General features: G+C 69.7%; 11 protein-coding genes. 5 read left to right on the forward strand and 6 right to left on the reverse strand.

Translation table 11 applies throughout. The features are described from left to right. Nucleotides 1–5 precede the first annotated feature (5 nt). The 4 genes from CIB93_RS00460 to CIB93_RS00475 are packed head-to-tail and all read left to right on the forward strand — an operon-like array spanning nucleotide 6 to nucleotide 10,250. Nucleotides 6–3,983 carry a PglY protein gene (locus tag CIB93_RS00460; protein ID WP_096622839.1) on the forward strand — a complete coding sequence of 1,326 codons (3,978 nt, stop codon included), beginning with the start codon at nucleotides 6–8 and terminating at the stop codon, nucleotides 3,981–3,983. Continuing rightward, on the forward strand, nucleotides 3,983–6,802 hold the full coding sequence (gene pglZ, locus CIB93_RS00465) for a BREX-2 system phosphatase PglZ (RefSeq protein ID WP_096622841.1): 2,820 nt from the start codon (nucleotides 3,983–3,985) through the stop codon (nucleotides 6,800–6,802). Before CIB93_RS00460 ends, pglZ begins: the two co-directional genes overlap by 1 nt. Then, complete coding sequence (gene brxD, locus CIB93_RS00470) at nucleotides 6,799–8,130, forward strand: BREX system ATP-binding protein BrxD (RefSeq protein WP_096622843.1); 1,332 nt, start codon at nucleotides 6,799–6,801, stop codon at nucleotides 8,128–8,130. Before pglZ ends, brxD begins: the two co-directional genes overlap by 4 nt. Then, the gene (locus CIB93_RS00475) at nucleotides 8,127–10,250 is read left to right on the forward strand and encodes a DEAD/DEAH box helicase (protein ID WP_096622845.1); all 2,124 of its coding nucleotides are present in this window, start codon (nucleotides 8,127–8,129) and stop codon (nucleotides 10,248–10,250) included. Before brxD ends, CIB93_RS00475 begins: the two co-directional genes overlap by 4 nt. 40 nt (nucleotides 10,251–10,290) lie before the next feature. Here the strand turns inward: CIB93_RS00475 and CIB93_RS00480 are convergent, their stop codons facing one another. Further along, entirely contained in the window at nucleotides 10,291–11,250 is a 960-nt protein-coding gene (locus tag CIB93_RS00480) for an NAD-dependent epimerase/dehydratase family protein (protein ID WP_096622847.1), read from the reverse strand. 12 nt (nucleotides 11,251–11,262) lie between these two features. Continuing rightward, nucleotides 11,263–12,558: a nucleotide sugar dehydrogenase gene (locus CIB93_RS00485; RefSeq protein WP_096622849.1), complete on the reverse strand. Its 1,296-nt coding sequence runs from the start codon at nucleotides 12,556–12,558 to the stop codon at nucleotides 11,263–11,265. Nucleotides 12,559–12,898: 340 nt separating this feature from the next. Here CIB93_RS00485 and metG point away from each other — a divergent pair, with 340 nt between their 5' ends. Beyond that, nucleotides 12,899–14,620 carry a methionine--tRNA ligase gene (metG, locus tag CIB93_RS00490; RefSeq protein WP_096622851.1) on the forward strand — a complete coding sequence of 574 codons (1,722 nt, stop codon included), beginning with the start codon at nucleotides 12,899–12,901 and terminating at the stop codon, nucleotides 14,618–14,620. Nucleotides 14,621–14,652: 32 nt separating this feature from the next. Here the strand turns inward: metG and CIB93_RS00495 are convergent, their stop codons facing one another. Genes CIB93_RS00495 through CIB93_RS00510 form a run of 4 tightly spaced genes read right to left on the reverse strand, consistent with a single transcriptional unit; the run spans nucleotide 14,653 to nucleotide 18,563 of the window. Continuing rightward, nucleotides 14,653–15,291 carry a histidine phosphatase family protein gene (locus CIB93_RS00495; protein WP_096622853.1) on the reverse strand — a complete coding sequence of 213 codons (639 nt, stop codon included), beginning with the start codon at nucleotides 15,289–15,291 and terminating at the stop codon, nucleotides 14,653–14,655. A 23-nt stretch (nucleotides 15,292–15,314) separates the two neighbouring features. After that, nucleotides 15,315–15,869, reverse strand: a complete 555-nt coding sequence (locus CIB93_RS00500; RefSeq protein ID WP_096622855.1) for an FkbM family methyltransferase — start codon at nucleotides 15,867–15,869, stop codon at nucleotides 15,315–15,317. Continuing rightward, nucleotides 15,821–17,413, reverse strand: coding sequence for a hypothetical protein (locus CIB93_RS00505; protein WP_096622857.1), 1,593 nt, complete (start codon nucleotides 17,411–17,413; stop codon nucleotides 15,821–15,823). The genes CIB93_RS00500 and CIB93_RS00505 overlap by 49 nt, the downstream gene beginning before the upstream one ends. 7 nt (nucleotides 17,414–17,420) lie before the next feature. Further along, a complete protein-coding gene (locus CIB93_RS00510) occupies nucleotides 17,421–18,563 on the reverse strand; it encodes a glycosyltransferase family protein (RefSeq protein ID WP_257001940.1) in 1,143 nt (380 codons plus the stop codon). Nucleotide 18,564: the final 1 nt, after the last annotated feature.

An 18,564-nucleotide genomic window follows, 5' to 3' on the forward strand; every position in this document is an offset into this window, starting at 1 on the left:
GCCTGATGTCGACCACAGAGCTGTTTCTCCGCGATGTCATCGACATCAAGGAGGACGTCCACGCGGGCGATTTCAAGGTCGATCTCTCCCAGGGCTTCCACGAGGCCGACGAGCGGGTGGCGGAGTACGTCGTCACCGAGCAGTTGCAGAAGGCGTTCCGCAAGGCGCTCGGCATCGTCGCCAAGGCCGTTCGTACGGGGGACTCGCACGCCGCCTACCTGCACGGCTCGTTCGGCGCCGGTAAGAGCCACTTCCTCACCGTGCTGCACGCCGTGCTCAACGGCCACGAGGGCGCCCTGGACAAGCGGGGGCTGAAGGAGGTCGTCGGCGAGCACCGGGACTGGCTGGGCGGCAGCCGGTTCCTGATGATCCCGTACCACCTGGTCGGATCGACCGATCTCGACTCGGCGCTGCTCGGCGGGTACGTCCACACCGTGCGGGAGCTGCACCCGGAGGCGGCGACCCCCGCCGTCTACCGGTCGGACGCGCTGCTCGCCGACGCGGACAGGCAGCGGAAGTTCCTCGGCGATGACGACAAGTTTCGGCAGTGGCTCGGAGCCGGTGCGGCGGCCATCCCCGGCGGCGGGGCCGAGGACGACGAGGACGACCTGCCGGGCATCGACGGGGGAGCCGACCTGCCCGGTACGGGCGGCTGGAGCACCGCCGAGCTGGACCGGGCCTTCGCGGCGCCGCCCGGCAGCGAGGAGCGGGAGCGGCTGGTGTCGGCGCTGTTGACCGGGCCTATGGCCGCGTACACGCAGGCCGCTCGTGGTGACGCGCAGTCCTTCATCCCCTTGGAGAACGGCCTCAAGGTCATCTCCCGCCACGCCCAGTCGCTCGGTTACGACGGCGTCGTCCTCTTCCTCGACGAGCTGATCCTCTGGCTCCAGGCGCACATGGGAGACCAGGACTTCGTCCGGGACCAGGTGCAGCGACTGGTCAAGCTGATCGAGTCCGCCGACAGCGGCCGGCCCGTGCCGATCGTCTCCTTCATCTCCCGCCAGCGCGACCTGTCCCAGCTCATCGGCTCCGACGTGGCAGGCGCCGACGTGCAGAACCTGGAGCAGCAGGTCGACTACCTCGCGGGCCGGATCGATGTCGTGGAGCTGGAGGACAGCAATCTCGTCGAGATCATCAAGCATCGCGTGCTCGCGCCCCGTCCGGGTATGGAGCAGGCGCGCGACGACGCGTTCAAGCTCGTGGAGTCGTCGCGGGACGAGGTGCGGCAGGTGCTGCTCGACGCGCAGGGGCGCACCGAGGCGAGCTGGGACGACTTTCGCACCCTGTATCCGCTCTCCCCGGCGCTGCTCAACGTACTGGTCGATCTGTCCGGCGCGCTGCAGCGCGAGCGGACCGGTCTCAAGCTGGTGCAGGAGCTGCTGCGGCGGCACCGCGACGACCTGCGGCTCGGCCAGCTCGTTCCGATCGGCGACCTGTGGGATGTGATCGCTGAACGGACCGGTGAGGCGTTCACCGCGAAGCTTCGCAAGGAGTCGGAGATCGCGCACCGCTTCCACGCCCGGGTCCGCGAGCAGCTGCTGACGAAGTACGGCTCGGCGGACGACAAGCGCTTCCAGACCGACGAGCGCCTGGTCAAGACGCTGCTGCTGGCCTCCCTCGCGCCCAACGTGCCCGCCCTGACCCGGCTCACGGGCGGCCGGCTTGCCGCGCTGAACCACGGCACCATCAGGACCCGGGTGGGGGACGCGGGGGCCGTCGCCGTCAAGCGCCTGCAGGAGCTCCAGGCCGAGGGCTTCGACGGCGAGCTGCGCAGCGAGGGCGACCCCGCCGACCCCGTCTTCCACCTGCACCTGTCCGACCTGGACGTCGAGCCGCTGCTGGAAGAGGTGCAGGGCGTCGCCGACCAGGACGGCTACCGCCGCCAGTGGATCAAGGACCAGCTGTGGGCGGCCCTGGGCATCCCCGACGCCCAGGCGTTCGTGTGCGAGCGGACGGTCGTCTGGCGCGGCACCAAGCGCACGGTCGAGTTCGTCTTCGGCAACGTCCGCGACCCGCACCTTCCCGACGCCGAGTTCACGCCACAGACCGAGGGCAACATCCGCTTCGTCTTCGACTACCCCTTCGACGACCACGGCCGCTCGCCGATGGACGACGTGCAGCGGGTGGAGCGGATGAAGCGCGCCGGGAGGACGGCACCGACGATCGTTTGGCTGCCGCATTTCCTGTCCGAGCAGAAGGCCCGCAGCCTCGGCCGCCTCCTCAAGATCAACTACCTGCTGGAGCGCGACCGGCTCGACGACCACACCGCGACCCGCCCCGCCGAGGAGCGCGTCCAGATCCGCAACCAGCTCAAGGCGTCCCGCGACAGCCTGACCAGTCAGCTCACCGACGCGCTGCTCCAGCTCTACGGCATCAACAGGGCCGAGCCCGGCACCGCGGGCGCCGAGGTGCCCGAGAGCCACCACCTAATCTCGCTCCAGCCGGGCTTCACTCGCACCCGGCCCGAACCAGCAGTCGGCTTCGAGGAGAACCTCCTCCTGCTCGCCGACGGGCTCCTCAGCGCCCGCCATCCCAAGCACCCCGACTTCGACCCGCGGCTCACCCGCAAGGCCGTCACCACCCGCGAGCTGAAGACCACGCTCGAGTGGATCACGAGGGCGATGGAGGACGGCTCTCGGCGCGTTGTGGTCGACAGCCAGCACCTCCCCGTCGTCCGCCGGATCGTGCACGCCCTCCAGCTCGGTGAGGTCCACGACGGGCCGCTGAACGTGACCACCGACTGGCGCCTGCGCATCAACAAGAAGGCTGCGGAGACCCCCGACGCCGGCCCGGAACTGTCCGTTGACGACATCCGCCGGTGGATCGAGGACCTCGGTTACACCGGCCTCGACCGCCACGTCAGCAACCTGATCATCGCCACGTACGCCCTGCTCGACGACCGCACCTGGGTGTACCAGACCTCGCCGCTGCCCAAGGCACCGGATCTGGAGCGGATCGGCCCCGGGTATGGCCTGAGGGCTGTGGAACTGCCCACCGAGGATGAGTTCCACACCGCGCTCGGCCGCGCCGGGACGATCTTCGGCAGGACCGTCTCGCGGGTCCTGTTCGCCCGCAACGTTGCCCGGCTCGCCGAAGGCGTGCGCGCGGTTGCGGAGGAACATCGCGTGGCCCTCGGCGAAGTGCGCACCCTCCTGACACAGCACGCCGCCCACCTCGGGCTGACCGGGCCCGGCGGCGTCGACGCCCCCCGCCTGAAGTCCACCAAGGCCGCCGCCGACCTCGTCGCCCGGCTGCTGCGTACCACCGAACCAGCCGCGTGCGTGCGGGAGCTGGCCGCTGCTGCGTACGACGTGACCGACGAGGAGATCGCGGGCGCCCTGCGGCACGCCCCGGAAGTGGCCGCCGCGCTACGCGGCACCGACTGGTCGTTGATGGACACCGTCCGCCGTGACCTCGTCGGACGCGAGGACAGCGTCGGTGAGCGGGCGGCCCGGTTCCTGGACGACGTGCACCGGACCGCCCGCGACCACGAGCAGGCCGTCTCGCTGGTGCCTGTGCTGGACCGGCTCCCGGATACCGTGATGGCGCTGCTGCGCGAGGCCACCCGCCTTGCCCAGGCAGCGCAGCCCGCCCAGCCAGCCACTCCGCCCGCGCCGGTCACTCCGGAGCCGACCGCCGAGGACGTCAGCCTCACCGACCACGGCAAGCCCTCCGTCCCCTCGACGCCCGCGCTGGACCAGCCCTCCACGCCGGACGACGTACCCCGCGGCCAGGGCGGCGCGCAGACTAACGTCCCGGGACAGGCCGGTCGCCAGCGTGCCGTCCACCTCATCGAGCCCACCCGGCTGGAGGTGTCGCTGGCCACCACGGTCGCCGAGCTCGACGCCGAGATTCGCGCCTACCTCGCTGCCCACCCCGGCACCCGCATCCAGGTCTCCTGGCAGCCGGTCACCGACACCGGGTCCGGTCCCGACGGTTCCGCCGAGACCGGGGCGGAACCGGGCGACGGGAACGCCTGCTGATGGCCCCGGTCCTGCCCCGGGTGGGCCGTCGTACCGTCGAGGCCCTGCTTGCCGCGAACGCCAAGGACCTGGGCGAGCGCAGCCTCGTGCTCGTCCACGGCCAGTACGCGTCCGGCGCCCCGCCCCGGTTCACCGTCACCCTGGACGGCGAGGCGCGGCGCGTCCACGTGCGGGACGAAGCCTCCGTCCTCGGCGTGGTCGCCGCCCTGCGCGAGCACCGGAGCGCAGCCGCTTCCTCCGACGTGCTCGTCGTGACGACGGGCGTCGACGACGAGCAGCTCGGCTGGGACGTGCGCGGCAGGGCTGTACGGCGCAAGACCCTCACCGTCGAGAACGCCGAGGTCGTCCTCCAGCGCTTCGGCGCCACCGCCCTCGACCCGCGCATGTACCGCGAACGGTGGCTCCTGGAAGCCCTGGTCGAAGCGGAGCCGGCCGAAGGCGGCTGGCCGCGCGTCGGTGGAGTACTGACCCGGGACGCGGCCCTGCGCGTCCTCAGCGCCGAACGGCTCGGCCTGCGCGCGGTGCACGGCTCCTCCGGCGAAGACGGGCAGGTCACCCTCGATGCCGACACGCTGCTCGCCTGGTCGCGCACACCCGCCGGACCCCGGCGGTTCGCCGAACTGGGCGCCACCGAGCGCGCCGAACTGAAAAAGTGGCTCGCGGAGGTCGCCGGGCCGGCGGTCCCCGTCCTGCTGTCCCTCGCCGAGGCTGGACTCGGCCACGACGCCCTGCCCCTCGGACTGCTCGGCGCCGCACTGCGGGATCCGGCAGCCCAGCCCGACACCGTGCTTGCCCTCGGCGGGCTGTTCGGGCAGGTCATGCCCCGGCGGTCGGAACTCGCTGTGTTCACCGACGCCGTGGAGGGGATCCTCACCCGCTGGATCGCCGACGCCCGCACCAGCCAGGACGCCCGCCAGCGCGTCGACGCCGTACTGGCCCGGGCCGACGAGCTGGCTGACAGGGCGGGCCTCACCCTCGGCCTCATCGCGAGCCGCTTCCTCCCCTCCAGCTTCACCGCGCAACTGCGCCGGACCGTCGCGGAAGCCCGCCGTTCCCCGTCCGCTGGTGTGGCCGCGCTGGCCGACCTGCTCGGTCACGCCCTGGCCGGCCTCCGCCCCGACCAGGTCCAGGCCGCCGAGGCGGCCGTACGGGTGGCGCGCCGGCTCAACGGCCCCGAGCCCGCCGTCACCGGCGTGGCCGCCGCCGTACGGGCCCACGTCTCCGACTGGGGTTGGGTGGACCGAGCGCTCACCGTGCTGTGGGCGGGCGACCCCGACGGTGATGTGGAGACCGGCCGGGACCTGCGAGCCCTCTACGAGCAGGCACGTGAGCGCAGGCAGCGCCTCGATCAGGAGTTCGCCCGGAGGCTCGCCGCCTGGGCAGCGCACGCCACCGCCCAGCACCCCGACGGCTGCCTCGTCGTCGAGAACGTGCTGGACACCGTCGTACGCCCGCTGACCGGTCAGGCCGCTCCGCTCCTCCTCGTCCTCGACGGCATGAGCAGCGCGGTCGCCGCCCAGCTCGGGGAGGAGGCGGAACGCGACGGCTGGCGCGAGATCGTGCCCCGCCCGGAGGCAGGCGAGACCCCGGCACGGCTCGCCGCCGTCTCCATGCTGCCCTCGATCACTCGCGTCAGCCGTGCCTCCCTGCTGGTGGGCGAGGCAGCCGAGGGCGGCCAGTCGGCCGAGACGAGCGGCTTCACCGCCTTCTGGAAGCGGCGGCGCAAGGCGGCAGCCCTCTTCCACAAGGCCGCCATCGGCGGCGAAGCGGGCCACGCGCTCTCGCACGAACTCATGACCGCCCTCGCCTCCGACGCCGTGGTGGGCGTAGTCCTCAACACCATCGACGAGGCACTCGACAACGGCCGGCACGGCCGTGGCACCACCTGGTCCCTGGCTGACGTCACGCACCTGCGGGAACTGCTCGCCGCCGCCCGCAGCTACGGCCGCCCGGTCATCCTCGTCGCCGACCACGGACACGTCCTGGAGCGCGGCAGCCGCACCGACGGCCCGACGGCCGCCGCAGACGGCGCGGAGTCCGCCCGCTGGCGCACCGGGGACGTGGTGGGGGAAGGCGAGATCGCCGTCCACGGCCCGAGGGTGCGAGAGGGCGGGGGAGCAGTGGTCCTGCCCTGGCGCGAGGACATCCGCTACACCGGGCGGCGCGCCGGGTACCACGGCGGAGCCTCCCTGGCCGAAGTCACCGTCCCGGTGCTCGTCCTGCTGCCGGCCGGTGAGGAAGCCCCGAGGGACTGGGTGCCGCTGCCGCGCGAGCTGTCCACGCCGAGCTGGTGGCGGACGCAGATCGGTGACGTTCCGGAGTCCGCCGACGTGCCCGCTGATCAGCCGGCGGTGCCCTCGCCCGCCCGACCCACGGCACCCTCCGAAAGCGCGCCGACCACCGACGCGCGGCCGGCCGCCCGGTCGGAAGCCGGACCGCCGGTGGCCGAGTCGCTGGGCAGCACGGTGGTGAGCAGCGAGGTGTACGCGGCCCAGAAGGAGTACGTCCGCAAAGCGCCCGAGGCGAAGGTGGTGGCCGCGGTTATCGACGCACTCGTCTCGGCGGGCGGGACGATGTCCCCGGCCGCTCTCGCCGCGGCTATCTCCGCGACCGGGCGGGTCCGCCGCAACATCGAGGGCTTCGTCGCCACGGTGCAGCGGCTGCTGAACGTCGAGGGGTATCCCGTCCTCGGGTTCATCGACGGCGGACACGCGGTCAAGCTCGACGTGCCGCTCCTGCGCGAGCAGTTCCTGCCGAAGGAGAGCGCGCCGGAGACGGACGACGCCGAAGACGGACAGCGGGAGGAGGAGAAGGCGTGACCGACCCCGCTTCCGTGAGCGCGGTCCGCCGCCGCGAGGTCATCGACGCCCTGCGGCGAGGCACGGTTCCGCAGTCCGGCCTCGACCTGTTCGCGGTCGGACTGGACCGGTTCGCAGCCGCCCTGGACGACGATCTGGCCACCGTCACCCGCGGCGGTGCCGCCTTCCACGCCGTCCGCGGCGACTACGGCTCCGGCAAGACCTTCTTCGCCCGCTGGCTGGCCGAGCGGGCCAAACGTGCCGGACTCGCCACCGCGGAAGTGCAGATCTCCGAGACTGAGACACCGCTGCACCGGCTGGAGACGGTCTACCGCCGGCTCACCGAGCGCCTGGCCACCGCCACACACCAGCCCAGCGCGCTGCGCGCGGTTGTTGACTCGTGGTTCTACACCCTCGAGGAGGAGGTCCTCGACGGCTCGGAGATCGACGAGGACGACGAGGAAGCCCTCGCCGACGCCGTGGACACGCTGATGGAACGCCGGCTCGCCGACGTCGCCCGCACCACACCCGCGTTCGCCTCCGCCCTGCGCGGCTACCGCCGTGCCGTCACCGCCGGGGACGGCGCCACGTCGGAAGCCCTGATCGCCTGGCTCGGCGGCCAGAAGTCTGTTGCCGCCTCCGCCCGCCGGGCCGCCGGAGTGCGTGGAGACCTGGACCACTTCGCCGCGCTCGGCTTCCTCCAAGGTCTGCTGACCGTGCTGCGCGACTGCGGCCACCCGGGGCTGCTCCTCGTACTCGACGAGACGGAGACCCTGCAACGCGTCCGCGGCGATGTCCGGGAGAAGGGCCTCAACGCACTGCGCCAGCTCCTCGACGAGATCGACGCCGGCCGCTTCCCCGGCCTCTTCCTCGTCATCACCGGGACCCCGGCGTTCTACGACGGCCAGCAGGGCGTCCAGCGGCTCCCGCCCCTGGCCCAGCGGCTCGCCACTGACTTCACCACAGATGCGCGCTTCGACTCTCCCCGCGCCGTCCAGCTCCGCCTGCCCGGCTTCGACCTCCCGCGCCTGGGGGAACTCGGCCGGAAAGCGCGGGACCTCTACCGGGGCGCGGCCCGCCATCCCGAGCGTGTCACCGCCCGGGTCGACGACGCCTACGTCGGCGAACTCGCCACCGCCATCACCGGAGGGTTGGGCGGCAACGTCGGCATCGCCCCGCGCGTCTTCCTGCGCAAGCTCGTCGCCGACGTCCTCGACCGTGTCGACGAGTTCGAGGACTTCGACCCGCGCAAGCACTACCAGCTCACCATCTCGGGCGGCGAGTTGACGGACACCGAACGTAACGCCGCCGCCGACCGGGCGGACGACATCGAGCTGGACCTGCCGTGACCGCCGCCGACGGCCTGGAACCGGCGCTGGTCCACCACATCGTCAACGCCTTGGGCTGGAAGGACCTGCGCCCGCTCCAGAAGGCCGCCGTCGCGCCGCTGACGGCAGGAGACGACGCCCTCCTCCTGGCCCCGACGGCCGGCGGCAAGACCGAAGCCGCCTGCTTCCCCCTGCTGTCCCGGATGCACGCCCAGGGCTGGTCCGGCACATCGGTGCTGTACGTGTGCCCCCTCAAGGCGCTGCTGAACAACCTGCTGCCGCGCGTGGAGACCTACACCGCCTGGCTCGGCCGGACCGCGGCCCTGTGGCACGGCGACACCCCGGCCGGCGCCCGGCGGCGCATCCTCGCCTCCCGGCCCGACGTGCTGCTCACCACCCCCGAGTCGCTGGAAGCGATGCTGGTCAGCGTCAACGTTGACCACGCATCCTTCTTCTCCGGCCTGCGGGCCGTGGTCGTCGACGAGGTCCACGCCTTCGCCGGCGACGACCGCGGCTGGCACCTGCTCGCCGTACTGGAGCGACTGCAGCGCGTCGTGGGCCGCTCCCTGCAACGCGTCGGCCTCTCCGCGACCGTCGGCAACCCCGAAGCCCTGCTCACCTGGCTCCAGGGATCGGGAGCAGGGCGGCGCCCGGGCCGCGTGATCGCGCCCCACCTGGCCGAGACTCAGCCGACGTCGGCTTCCCTACCACCAGGTGACATCCAGCTCGACTACGTCGGCTCGCTCGACAACGCGGCGACCGTCATCAGCGTCCTCCACCGTGGCGAGAAGCGGCTCATCTTCTGCGAGTCGCGGCGCCTGGTCGAGGAACTGGGCGCCAAGCTGCGGGCCAAGGGCGTGACCACGTTCCTCTCGCACGCCTCCCTCTCCCTCGACGAACGCAGACGCGCGGAGACCGCGTTTGCCGAAGCGCGTGACTGCGTCATCATCTCCACGAGCACACTCGAACTAGGCATCGACGTGGGCGATCTGGACCGTGTCATTCAAATCGACGCACCCACCTCCGTCGCCTCGTTCCTGCAGCGCCTGGGACGTACAGGGCGCCGCCCCGGAACGACACGCAACTGCCTCTTCCTCACACTCGACCAAGGCGGTCTGCTGAGTGCTGCCGGACTCCTGCTCCAGTGGTCGCGAGGCTGGGTGGAACCCGTGATCGCGCCGCCCGAGCCCCGGCACATCGTCGCCCAGCAGTTGCTCGCCCTCTGCCTCCAGGAACACCGGGTCGGAGACCGGCTCTGGCAGGAGTGGTGGAACGGCCTGGGACCATTCGGAGGGTCCGCCGAGCCGATCGTCCGGCATCTGGTAGAGGAGGGGTACCTGGACCAGGACGGCGGCATGCTGTTCATCGGCCCCGAAGCCGAACGGCGCTTCGGACAGCGCCACTTCATGAACCTCACCGCCGTCTTCACCGCACCCCCGCAGTTCACCGTCCTCCAAGGCCGCACTGAGATCGGCCGCACCGACCCCGCCCTGCTCACCGAGCGGGTCGCCGGCCCCCGCAGGCTTCTCCTGGCCGGGCGCAGCTGGCAGGTCACCTACATCGACTGGCACCGCAAACGCTGCTTCGTCGAGCCGGTCGACGGCGGCGGCAAGGCGAAGTGGAGCGGCACTGGGTTCGGCCAAGGGGCATCCTTCGAAGTTACCCGTGCCGTGCGTGAGGTACTGCTTGGCGCCGATCCTCCGGTCACCCTGACGCGGCGCGCCACCTCGGCAGTAGTGGAGGCCCGTGAACACTTCCTGGAGAGGGTCCATCCGGGAGGCACTCTGGTCGTGTGCGACACATCAGGGCAGGCGCGCTGGTGGACCTGGGCGGGCCACCGTGCGAACGCGACGCTGGCCGCGACTCTGGAAGGCGTCGCGGTGCCCGCCCAGAGGATCAACGACCACTGGATCCGGCTTCGGGAGGACCTCACCCCCGTGTCATGGAAGGAGGCCGTGAGCGACGCTCCGGAGCGGCTTTGCCTTCCCGCCGTTGATGAGCGGGCGGTGCGGGGATTGAAATTCGGTGACGCGCTACCGCCGAGGCTGGCGGAGGCAACGCTGTCCGCTCGGCTGGCCGACTTGGACTCCGCTGCTGCCATTCTCGCCGAGCCGGTACGTTTCATCACGAAGGGTGTGTAGGGCAACCCTCAGGACGCGCTACGGCCACGATCACTCGAATTCAGAACGGCTTGGCTGAGGCTGCGCTCATGACGCTGGTCCGGAACCAGCTCACTGTCGCGGAGATACCTTCCTCAAGCGCCACCGGCGCCACCGTCGGGAAGAACGCCCGCAGGCGGCTGCTCTCCGCCTGGGAGTGCGGGACATCGCCAGTGCGGGCCGACACGTGCTGCCGGTGGACGACGCAGCCAGTTGCCGCCTCGATCTCCGAGATCAGGTCTAGGAGGGATATGCGGGTCCCAAAGGCCAGGTTCACGGGGCGAGGGTCCACGATGCGGCGGAGGAGGGCGTCGGTGAGGACGCGGCACACGGTGCCCACGTACGTGAAGTCGCGGGTCTGGGTGCCGTCGCCGTACACGGTCACGGGCTGGCCGGCGAGCGTGGCGCTGATCCACTTCGGGATGACCGCGGCGTAGGCGTGGTCGGCGCGCTGGCCGGGACCGTAGACGTTGAAGAAACGGAAGGGCAGCACCGGCAGGTCGAAACTGTGGTGGTAGGCGCCCAGGTACGCCTCCGTGGCGAGCTTGGTGACCGCGTACGGGCTCAGCGGGGCCGTGGTGAGGTCTTCGTGCTTCGGCAGGCGCGGGTTCGCGCCGTAGACCGAGGACGAGGAGGCGGCGATCACGTGCAGGCCGCCCGCGCGGCGTGCGGCTTCGAGGACCTGGAGGGTTCCGGTCGCGTTGGCGTGGTGGCTGGCCAAGGGATCTCGGACCGAGCGCGGTACGGAGGGCAGCGCGGCGAGGTGGACGACGGCGTCCGCGCCGCGGAACACCTGGTCCAGGAGGTCGGCGTTCTGGATGTCGCCTTCGAAGAAGTCGATGCCGAGGCCGGCGATGTTGGCCTCGCGACTGGTGGAGAGGTTGTCGACCACCCGGACTTGGGAGATCTTGGGGTGGTCGGTCAGGGCTCGGGCGAGGTTGCTTCCAATGAAGCCGGCGCCACCGGTGATCACGATCTTCACGTGGGCTTCCCTTCAGAGAGAGTCGATGTGTTCGCCGACGAGGCGACGGCGGCAGTCGAGGATGTAGGAGGCGTGCGCGGTGATCAGGGGGTAGTCGAAGGCGTCGTGGTCTGCGAGGAGGACGACGGCGTCGGCCGCCGCGAGGCCAGCGGGAGTGACGTCGACTCGCTTGAGGTTCGCCAGGCCGTCGGCGCGAGGGTGAGCGTCGTCGCTGACGTGGGGGTCGGCCGCCTGCACCTCCGCGCCCATGCTGATGAGCAGCTCCGCGATCCGCGCCGCCGGCGTCTCGCGGGCGTCCCCGGTGTTGGCCTTGTACGCGAGGCCGAGCAGCAGCACTCGGGAGCCGTTGACCGACTTCTTGCGTTTGTTGAGCCCGTCGACCAGGCGCCGGACCACGTAGTCGGGCATGTGGTTGTTGACGTCGTTCGCGAGCTCGACGAAGCGGAAATTGCGGCCCACGGTCCGCTGGACGCGCCAGGACAGGTAGGAGGGGTCTATGGGCAGGCAGTGGCCTCCCACTCCCGGCCCTGGGGTGAAGCGCATGAAGCCGAACGGCTTGGTGGAGGCCGCGTCGATGGCGGCCCAGACGTCGATGCCCAGCTCGTGCGCGAAGATCGCCAGCTCGTTGGCGAGCGCGATGTTCACGTGCCGGAAGGTGTTCTCCAGCAGCTTCGTCAGCTCGGCTTCCTTGCAGCTGGCCACCGGGACGACCTTGTCGACGAGTGACGCGTAGAAGTGACGGATTGCTTCCTGGGACGCCGCATCGATCCCGGAGACGATCTTCGGGGTGTTCTCCAGTCTCCATCTCGGGTTGCCAGGGTCGATGCGCTCAGGGCTGTAGCCAAGGTGGAAGTCGGAGCCCGCCGTCAGGCCGGAAGTGTTTTCGAGGAGGGGGCCGAAGACTTCCTCCGTGGTGCCCGGGTACGTCGTGGATTCCAGGACGACGGTCGCCCCGCGAGTGAGGTGGTGGCCCAGCAGCAGCGCCGAGTCTTCGACATGGGACAGGTCCGGAGCTCCGTCGCGGAGCGGCGTGGGCACCGTGACGACCGCTACGTCGAATCCCGCGCAGTCGGAGGGGTCGAGGGTGGGCCGGTAAGCGCCGGCAGCGAGGAGCGGTGCCAGACGCGAGTCGGTGACGTCCTCGATGTAGGACTCTCCGAGCATGAGTCGCTTGACCCGCCCCGCGTCCACGTCGAAGCCAACGACCTGGTGCCCGGCCTCGGCGGCTCTCACCGCGAGCGGGAGCCCGACATACCCCTGTCCCACGACGGCGACGCGGAGCCGCTGGGTCTCACGCTTTTCGATCATGCTGTCCACCTCGTTGTGTAAGCGTGCGGATGTGTACGGCGGGCGCGGCCCGTGGCGTGGCGGTGGCTCTAAGATGGGAAGCGCCTCGGCCGTACGAGACTCGCTTGGCCGCCTGTCTTGGACGGCCGAGTGCTTTTCGCGCTCCACCCAGGCCGGTCAGAAAACCTGTGGGATGGGGAAAGCACCGGTTCGATACGATGGCGGTGGCTTGTAGACCCGTTCCGTCACCGTGCGCGACAACAGCGTGCGATCGGAGTGATCGCATCGGCTGCAGCCTCCCGACTTGGGCCCGCCGTGGCACTGTCACCGGCGCCGTACGTACGAAATGGAGCATCCGAGGATGGCTCGACACCTGGTCACCAGCGCGCTTCCCTACATCAACGGGATCAAGCACCTGGGCAACATGGTCGGGTCGATGCTTCCGGCGGATGTGTACTCCCGGTACCTCCGCCAGCGCGGTCACGACGTCCTCTACATTTGCGCCACCGACGAGCACGGCACGCCGGCCGAGCTGGCCGCCAAGGAGGCCGGGCTCTCCGTCGCCGAGTTCTGCGCGCAGGCCCACGACGCCCAGAAGGCCGTATACGACGGCTTTGAGCTGGCCTTCGACTACTTCGGCCGGAGCTCCTCGCAGCAGACCCGCGAGATCACTCAGCATTTCGCGCGCAAGCTGAACGAAAACGGTTTCATCGAGGAGCGGGCAATCCGGCAGGTGTACTCGCCGGTCGACGGCCGCTTCCTGCCGGACCGGTACGTCGAGGGCACCTGCCCGCACTGCGATTACGACAAGGCCCGCGGCGACCAGTGCGAGAACTGCACCCGCGTGCTCGACCCGACCGACCTGATCGACCCTCGCTCCGCGATCAGCGGCTCCACGGAGCTGGAGGTCCGAGAGACCAAGCACCTCTTCCTTCTGCAGTCCAAGCTCCAGCACGAGGTCGAGGCGTGGATCGACTCGGTGAGCGAGAAGTGGCCGCACCTGTCCTCGTCGATCGCCCGCAAGTGGCTGACCGAGGGCCTGCACGACCGCGCGATCACCCGCGACCTTGACTGGGGTGTGCCGGTCCCGGCCGACACCTGGCCGGAGCTCGCGGCTGAGGGCAAGGTGTTCTACGTCTGGTTCGACGCTCCGATCGCGTACATCGGCGCGACGAAGGAATGGGCGGACGCCGCCCGGGACGGCGAGACCCGCGACTGGAAGTCGTGGTGGTACGAGGCCGACGACGTCCGGTACACCGAGTTCATGGCGAAGGACAACGTCCCCTTCCACACCGTGATGTTCCCAGCCACTGAGCTGGGCGTCCGTGAGCCGTGGAAGATGGTCGACTTCGTCAAGGGCTTCAACTGGCTGACGTACTACGGCGGTAAGTTCTCCACCTCCCAGAAGCGCGGTGTCTTCACCGACGCGGCCCTGGAGATCCTCCCCGCCGATTACTGGCGCTACTTCCTGATCGCCAACGCCCCCGAGTCGGACGACTCGTCCTTCACCTGGGAGCACTTCACCGCCACGGTCAACAAGGACCTGGCCGACACCCTCGGCAACTTCGTCAACCGAGTGCTGTCCTTCTCCCGGAAGCGGTTCGGCGACGAGGTCCCGGCCGGCCGCGCCGCCGGTGGTGCGGAGGCGAAGCTCGGCGAGGAGATCGCGCGTCTGCTGGCCGAGTACGAGGAGCACATGGAGGCGCTCCAGTTCCGTAAGGCCGCCGCAGCTCTGCGCGCCCTGTGGTCCGCGGGCAACTCCTACTTGGAGGAGAAGGCTCCCTGGCTGGAGATCAAGACCGATGCCGACGGTGCCGCGCTGACCCTGCGTACCGCGATGAACCTGATCCACCTGTACGCGGTCGTCTCGGAGCCGTTCATCCCGGCCACGGCCGGTGCCATGCGCGGGGCTTTCGCCCTGGAGAACGACACCGCGACCTGGGTGACCGCCGAGCAGGCCAAGGCCCTGGACGCTGTCACGGCCGGCACCGCGTTCACCGTGCCGCCAGTGCTCTTCGCGAAGATCACGGAAGAGGACCTGGAGTCCTACCGTGAGCGCTTCGGCGGTGCCCCGGACGCCTGACCGTGTCCCCCGAGCCCGTACCGTCCCTTCTCTCATCGGGCGGTACGGGGGTCGAGATGGCTGGGCAGGCTCGCGGGAGGCACGTTCATCAGTCGGATGTCGGACGCCGTGTCGTCCGCCTCGACCCACGTGAGACCGGCTGACCCAGGGACGTGCTGGAGGTAGCGCTCGAAGCCGTTCCCCGTCAGCCACAGCAGCAGGCATGCGATGCCCCCACCATGCCCGACGAGGACGGTCGTCCGATGTGGCCCGGTGTGGACCTGGTTCCACAGGTCCACATAGCGGGCTTGCACGTCCTCCGATGACTCGCCGCCTGGCGTGCGGAACTGGTGGATGGGCACGCCATGGCGTGCTGCCTCAGAGGCGGCGAGCTCCCTGGGCCGACCACCGAGGTGGCCACTGTTCTTGGCGGCGAGGCGTTCATCCACGAGTACGTTGGTCGGCCTGAGCAATGCGGCCAGCAGCGTCGCCGATTCGCGGCAGCGGGACATCGGGCTCACGAGCATCTGGTTCACGGTGATCCCGGTTCCGGCGAGGCCGGCGCCGACTGCGCGGATGTCATTCCTGCCGCGCTCGCTGAGCCTCCCACCGACAGCCTGGCCCTGGTGAATGCCCTGCAGGTTCTCCTCGGTCTCGCCGTGCTTGATCAGGTAGATGTGCTTGGTGCGCATGGCGTGGTGTCCCCTTTCTCGGATCAGTCCCAGTCGCGGACGTCGACACAAGCGGAGACCGCGGCAGCGACCTGGTCGTGTTCGGCACGGCTCATGGCGGGGAAACGGTCGTGGTGCCACTCGATGTAGAGGACCGAGATCAGGTTGATGGTCCCGTCGTCCAGCAGCTTGGTGAGCACGGGGTACTCGGCACCTTCGATGTCCATCTTCACGACGACGTGATCGCCGGGACTGACCGTCCGCCGGAGCCAGGCGCTGAAGTCGATGGCGGGCACCGGGACCGGCGAGCTGTAGTCGATCTGCTGGTCGTACATCGGCGGCACGCGCTTGCCCGGCATCACGGTGGAGCTTTCGTGGTGGCCGAGGAAGAGGTCGATCGTGCCGTCATGGGTCCACACCGCGCTCGGGGAGATCTCGATACGGGCCGAGTCCTGGGCCTGTTCGACGTGTCGGCGGATGGAAGGGATCAGCTCCGCGTTCGGCTCGAAGGCGTAGAAGTCGTGATCCGGAAGCTCGTGCATGAAGCGGTTCAGCACGACTCCGAGGTTGGTGCCGCAGTCGATGAAGATTTTGCGCATGAGGGGCTCCCGTGGTCGGGTTTCGGGGGTTCGAGGTCGATTTCGTGTAGGACGTCGTGGGCGAGCAGGACGAAGTCGCCGGTCGCGGGGCGGTAGCAGCGCTCCTCGTACCGGATGGTGATGCGGCGGACGGCTTCGTCGCCGCGGTAGGGAGGAAGGTCGCCCCACCGGTAGAGCTGGCCGCCGGGCGCTTTGAGCCAGCGCAGTGTCCTGGGCAACGGACCTTTCGGCACCCCGCTGTTGAGGCGGCTGAACATCGTGGTCAGGAAGTCGACGTGCTCGTTCGCTAGCTGCTCGTCCTTCTGCACGCGGCCATAGGTCTCCTTAAGGCTCCGCAGCCGGTCCGGATCCCCGTCCGCGTGGACGATCAGGTCGCGAAGCCGCCGGTCCCAGACGATGCCGAGGTGGTCGTGGAGGACCGGTTCGCTCGTCAGGAAGTAGCCCAGGACGCGACCGAACTCCCGCTCGTACGGGCACATGAAGCCGTTGTAGAGACCCTGCTGTTCGCCGGACGCGGTCTCCACCTGCCAGTGGACACGGGCTGTGAAAGGGGAGTCCCACCACCCCAGGTGCCAGGGCTGCCACAGCAGGTCGGCGGCGCTGAGCACGAGCACCGCAAGTGCCAGCAGCGCGGCTGGCCAGCCGAAGGCCGTGTCGTACTCCGCAGCGGGGAGAAACCCGACGGTGATCGCGAGAGCGATGTTGGTGCCGATGTTCTCCCAGAAGAGGATGCCGGAGGCGAGAGCGACGGCGAGGTTGAAGAGGGCCGTTCCCGCGAGTACCGCGACCAGAAGGCGGCGGTCGAGGAAGGCGATTAGCCCGGCCGCCTCGATCGCCATCGCGAGGATATTGACGGGGCGATCAAAGCCGCGTGCACGGCGCAGTACGCGGGACACGGTCTCGGGGCGCAGGAAGCGTGCCCAGCCCCAGGAGTATGCCGAAGCGATGAGGTAGTGGGTGCGGTTGTGCCAGGTCCATGACCAGGGTCGCGGCCCGAGTTGGGCCTTGCTCCAGGCCGGCTTTACGTAGTGGGAGAGCGAGACGCAGCCGAGCACGAGCAGGAGGGCCGGCGACGAGCCCGAAGTCTCGCAGAGCGTCGCCACGACGAACCAGGCGAGGTATGCCTTGAGCAGCCGCAACGGCATCATCGCGTGGTGCTTCCAGCCTCGGAGCTTGCCGCAGTACACCCCCATCCAAGCCAGGAGAGCCGGAGGCCAGAAGCACGAAACGGCACCCAGCACCAGAAGCAGCTGCTTGTCCAGGCGCTGCGGTCCGATCGGTTCCGTTACGTCGTAGTCGCTCGTCACGCCCTGCCAGGTGAGCACCGTGATCACGAACAGGGCGAACCACCGGATCGGTCCGGGATCGGGCGATGGCAGGAGGATGAGCAGTACGGCGGGTGCCATGCTCGTGACGAGTATCAACGGGGTAGGGCGGCGCGCGATGGTCCGTACAGTCGGCGAGATCGTGAAGCGGTAGCAGGCCACCACAGCGGTGACGGTCACGATGGTGTGCAGGTACGCGGCGAGCGGTGGCGTTCCCATGGCGCGCCTACCGTGTGGTTGGGGCGAAGATCGGAGAACCGGCTGTGGGCAGGCTCTCCAGGTAGGCGGCGATCCGCTCCCGGGGGTCGACCGCGAGGTGCTCGTCCCGGTGGCGTACGACGTTGGCGCGGAGCTCTCGATTTCGGTTGAGGAAGTCGAGCACCGCTCCGCCGTCGATGCGGGGCACCGATGTGCCCAGTTCCGCCTCGTGGACGACCTTGGCGCACCAGTGTTGGTCGTACGTGGGCAGCGGGATCAGATGGACCGGTTTGCCGAGGACGAAGGCTTCGCTGATGAGGTTGAAGCCGGCGTTGGAGAAGACAGCCTCGGACCGCGCCATGTCCCTGATGAACGCCTCGCGGTCGAAGGTACGAATTTCGATCTTGCCGTCGGCGTACTGGCGCAGTTTGCCGATCTCCGTCGGCTGCACGTAGATCCGTAGGGCGCGGTCCGGGACGTACTGGCGGAAGACGGCGGTCAGCGTTCGGACGGACTCTTCCGGTCCGTGGTCGAAGTAGCGCGAGAAGTAGGCCGTGGCGAGGGGTTCGGTGGCGACCGGCGTGGAACGCACCGAGTTGGGAATGACCGGGGCGATGAACTCCAGCCGTCGGTCGTCCGCCTTCAGGGGGACGTACGAGCAGATGAACGACCGGTCGACGTGCGGCGCGAAGTAGCGGAGGCGTTGTTCGTCAGCGGTCCTGGCATATCGGCCGACGGTCGGGAGGTCGAGGTGTCGGTATTTGCTCTGCTGGTCGACGGAGATCAGCGGTCTGCCGAAGTGATACGCGAGGCGGGGAGTGTTGGGCTCGTAGTCGGTGATGAACACGTCGGGGACGCCGGTCTCGCGAACGATTCGGCGCAGGCGCATGTGCCTGGCGAGGCCGGTGGGGGCCTGCCAGATGTTGGCGCGTATCGCGTCGCTCGCGTATATGCGGTCGGCGCGGGCGAGGAGCGTCGGCATCCAGCCGTCCCACGCGGGGAAGCCGAGGTCTCGGAAGTACTCCACGCGGGCGCTGCCGTTGGTGACGATGCGCACCTCATGCCCGCGGTCGCGGAGGTACTGGGCGATCACGCTCTGTCTGACCGAGTGGCCCATACCGATGCCGTTGACGCCAATGATCACATTGAGCGGCCGTACGTTTCCAGACACG

Source organism: Streptomyces sp. WZ.A104, from assembly GCF_002382885.1.
In the GTDB taxonomy this organism is placed as follows: Bacteria; Actinomycetota; Actinomycetes; order Streptomycetales; family Streptomycetaceae; genus Streptomyces.

What these genes read in the sequence shown, in the direction of transcription:
- pglZ (WP_096622841.1), top strand. Translation starts at nt 3,983, where the DNA reads ATGGCCCCGGTCCTGCCCCGGGTGGGCCGTCGTACCGTCGAGGCCCTG.
- CIB93_RS00495 (WP_096622853.1), bottom strand. Translation starts at nt 15,291, where the DNA reads ATGCGCACCAAGCACATCTACCTGATCAAGCACGGCGAGACCGAGGAG.
- metG (WP_096622851.1), top strand. Translation starts at nt 12,899, where the DNA reads ATGGCTCGACACCTGGTCACCAGCGCGCTTCCCTACATCAACGGGATC.
- CIB93_RS00500 (WP_096622855.1), bottom strand. Translation starts at nt 15,869, where the DNA reads ATGCGCAAAATCTTCATCGACTGCGGCACCAACCTCGGAGTCGTGCTG.
- CIB93_RS00485 (WP_096622849.1), bottom strand. Translation starts at nt 12,558, where the DNA reads ATGATCGAAAAGCGTGAGACCCAGCGGCTCCGCGTCGCCGTCGTGGGA.
- CIB93_RS00505 (WP_096622857.1), bottom strand. Translation starts at nt 17,413, where the DNA reads ATGGGAACGCCACCGCTCGCCGCGTACCTGCACACCATCGTGACCGTC.
- CIB93_RS00460 (WP_096622839.1), top strand. Translation starts at nt 6, where the DNA reads ATGTCGACCACAGAGCTGTTTCTCCGCGATGTCATCGACATCAAGGAG.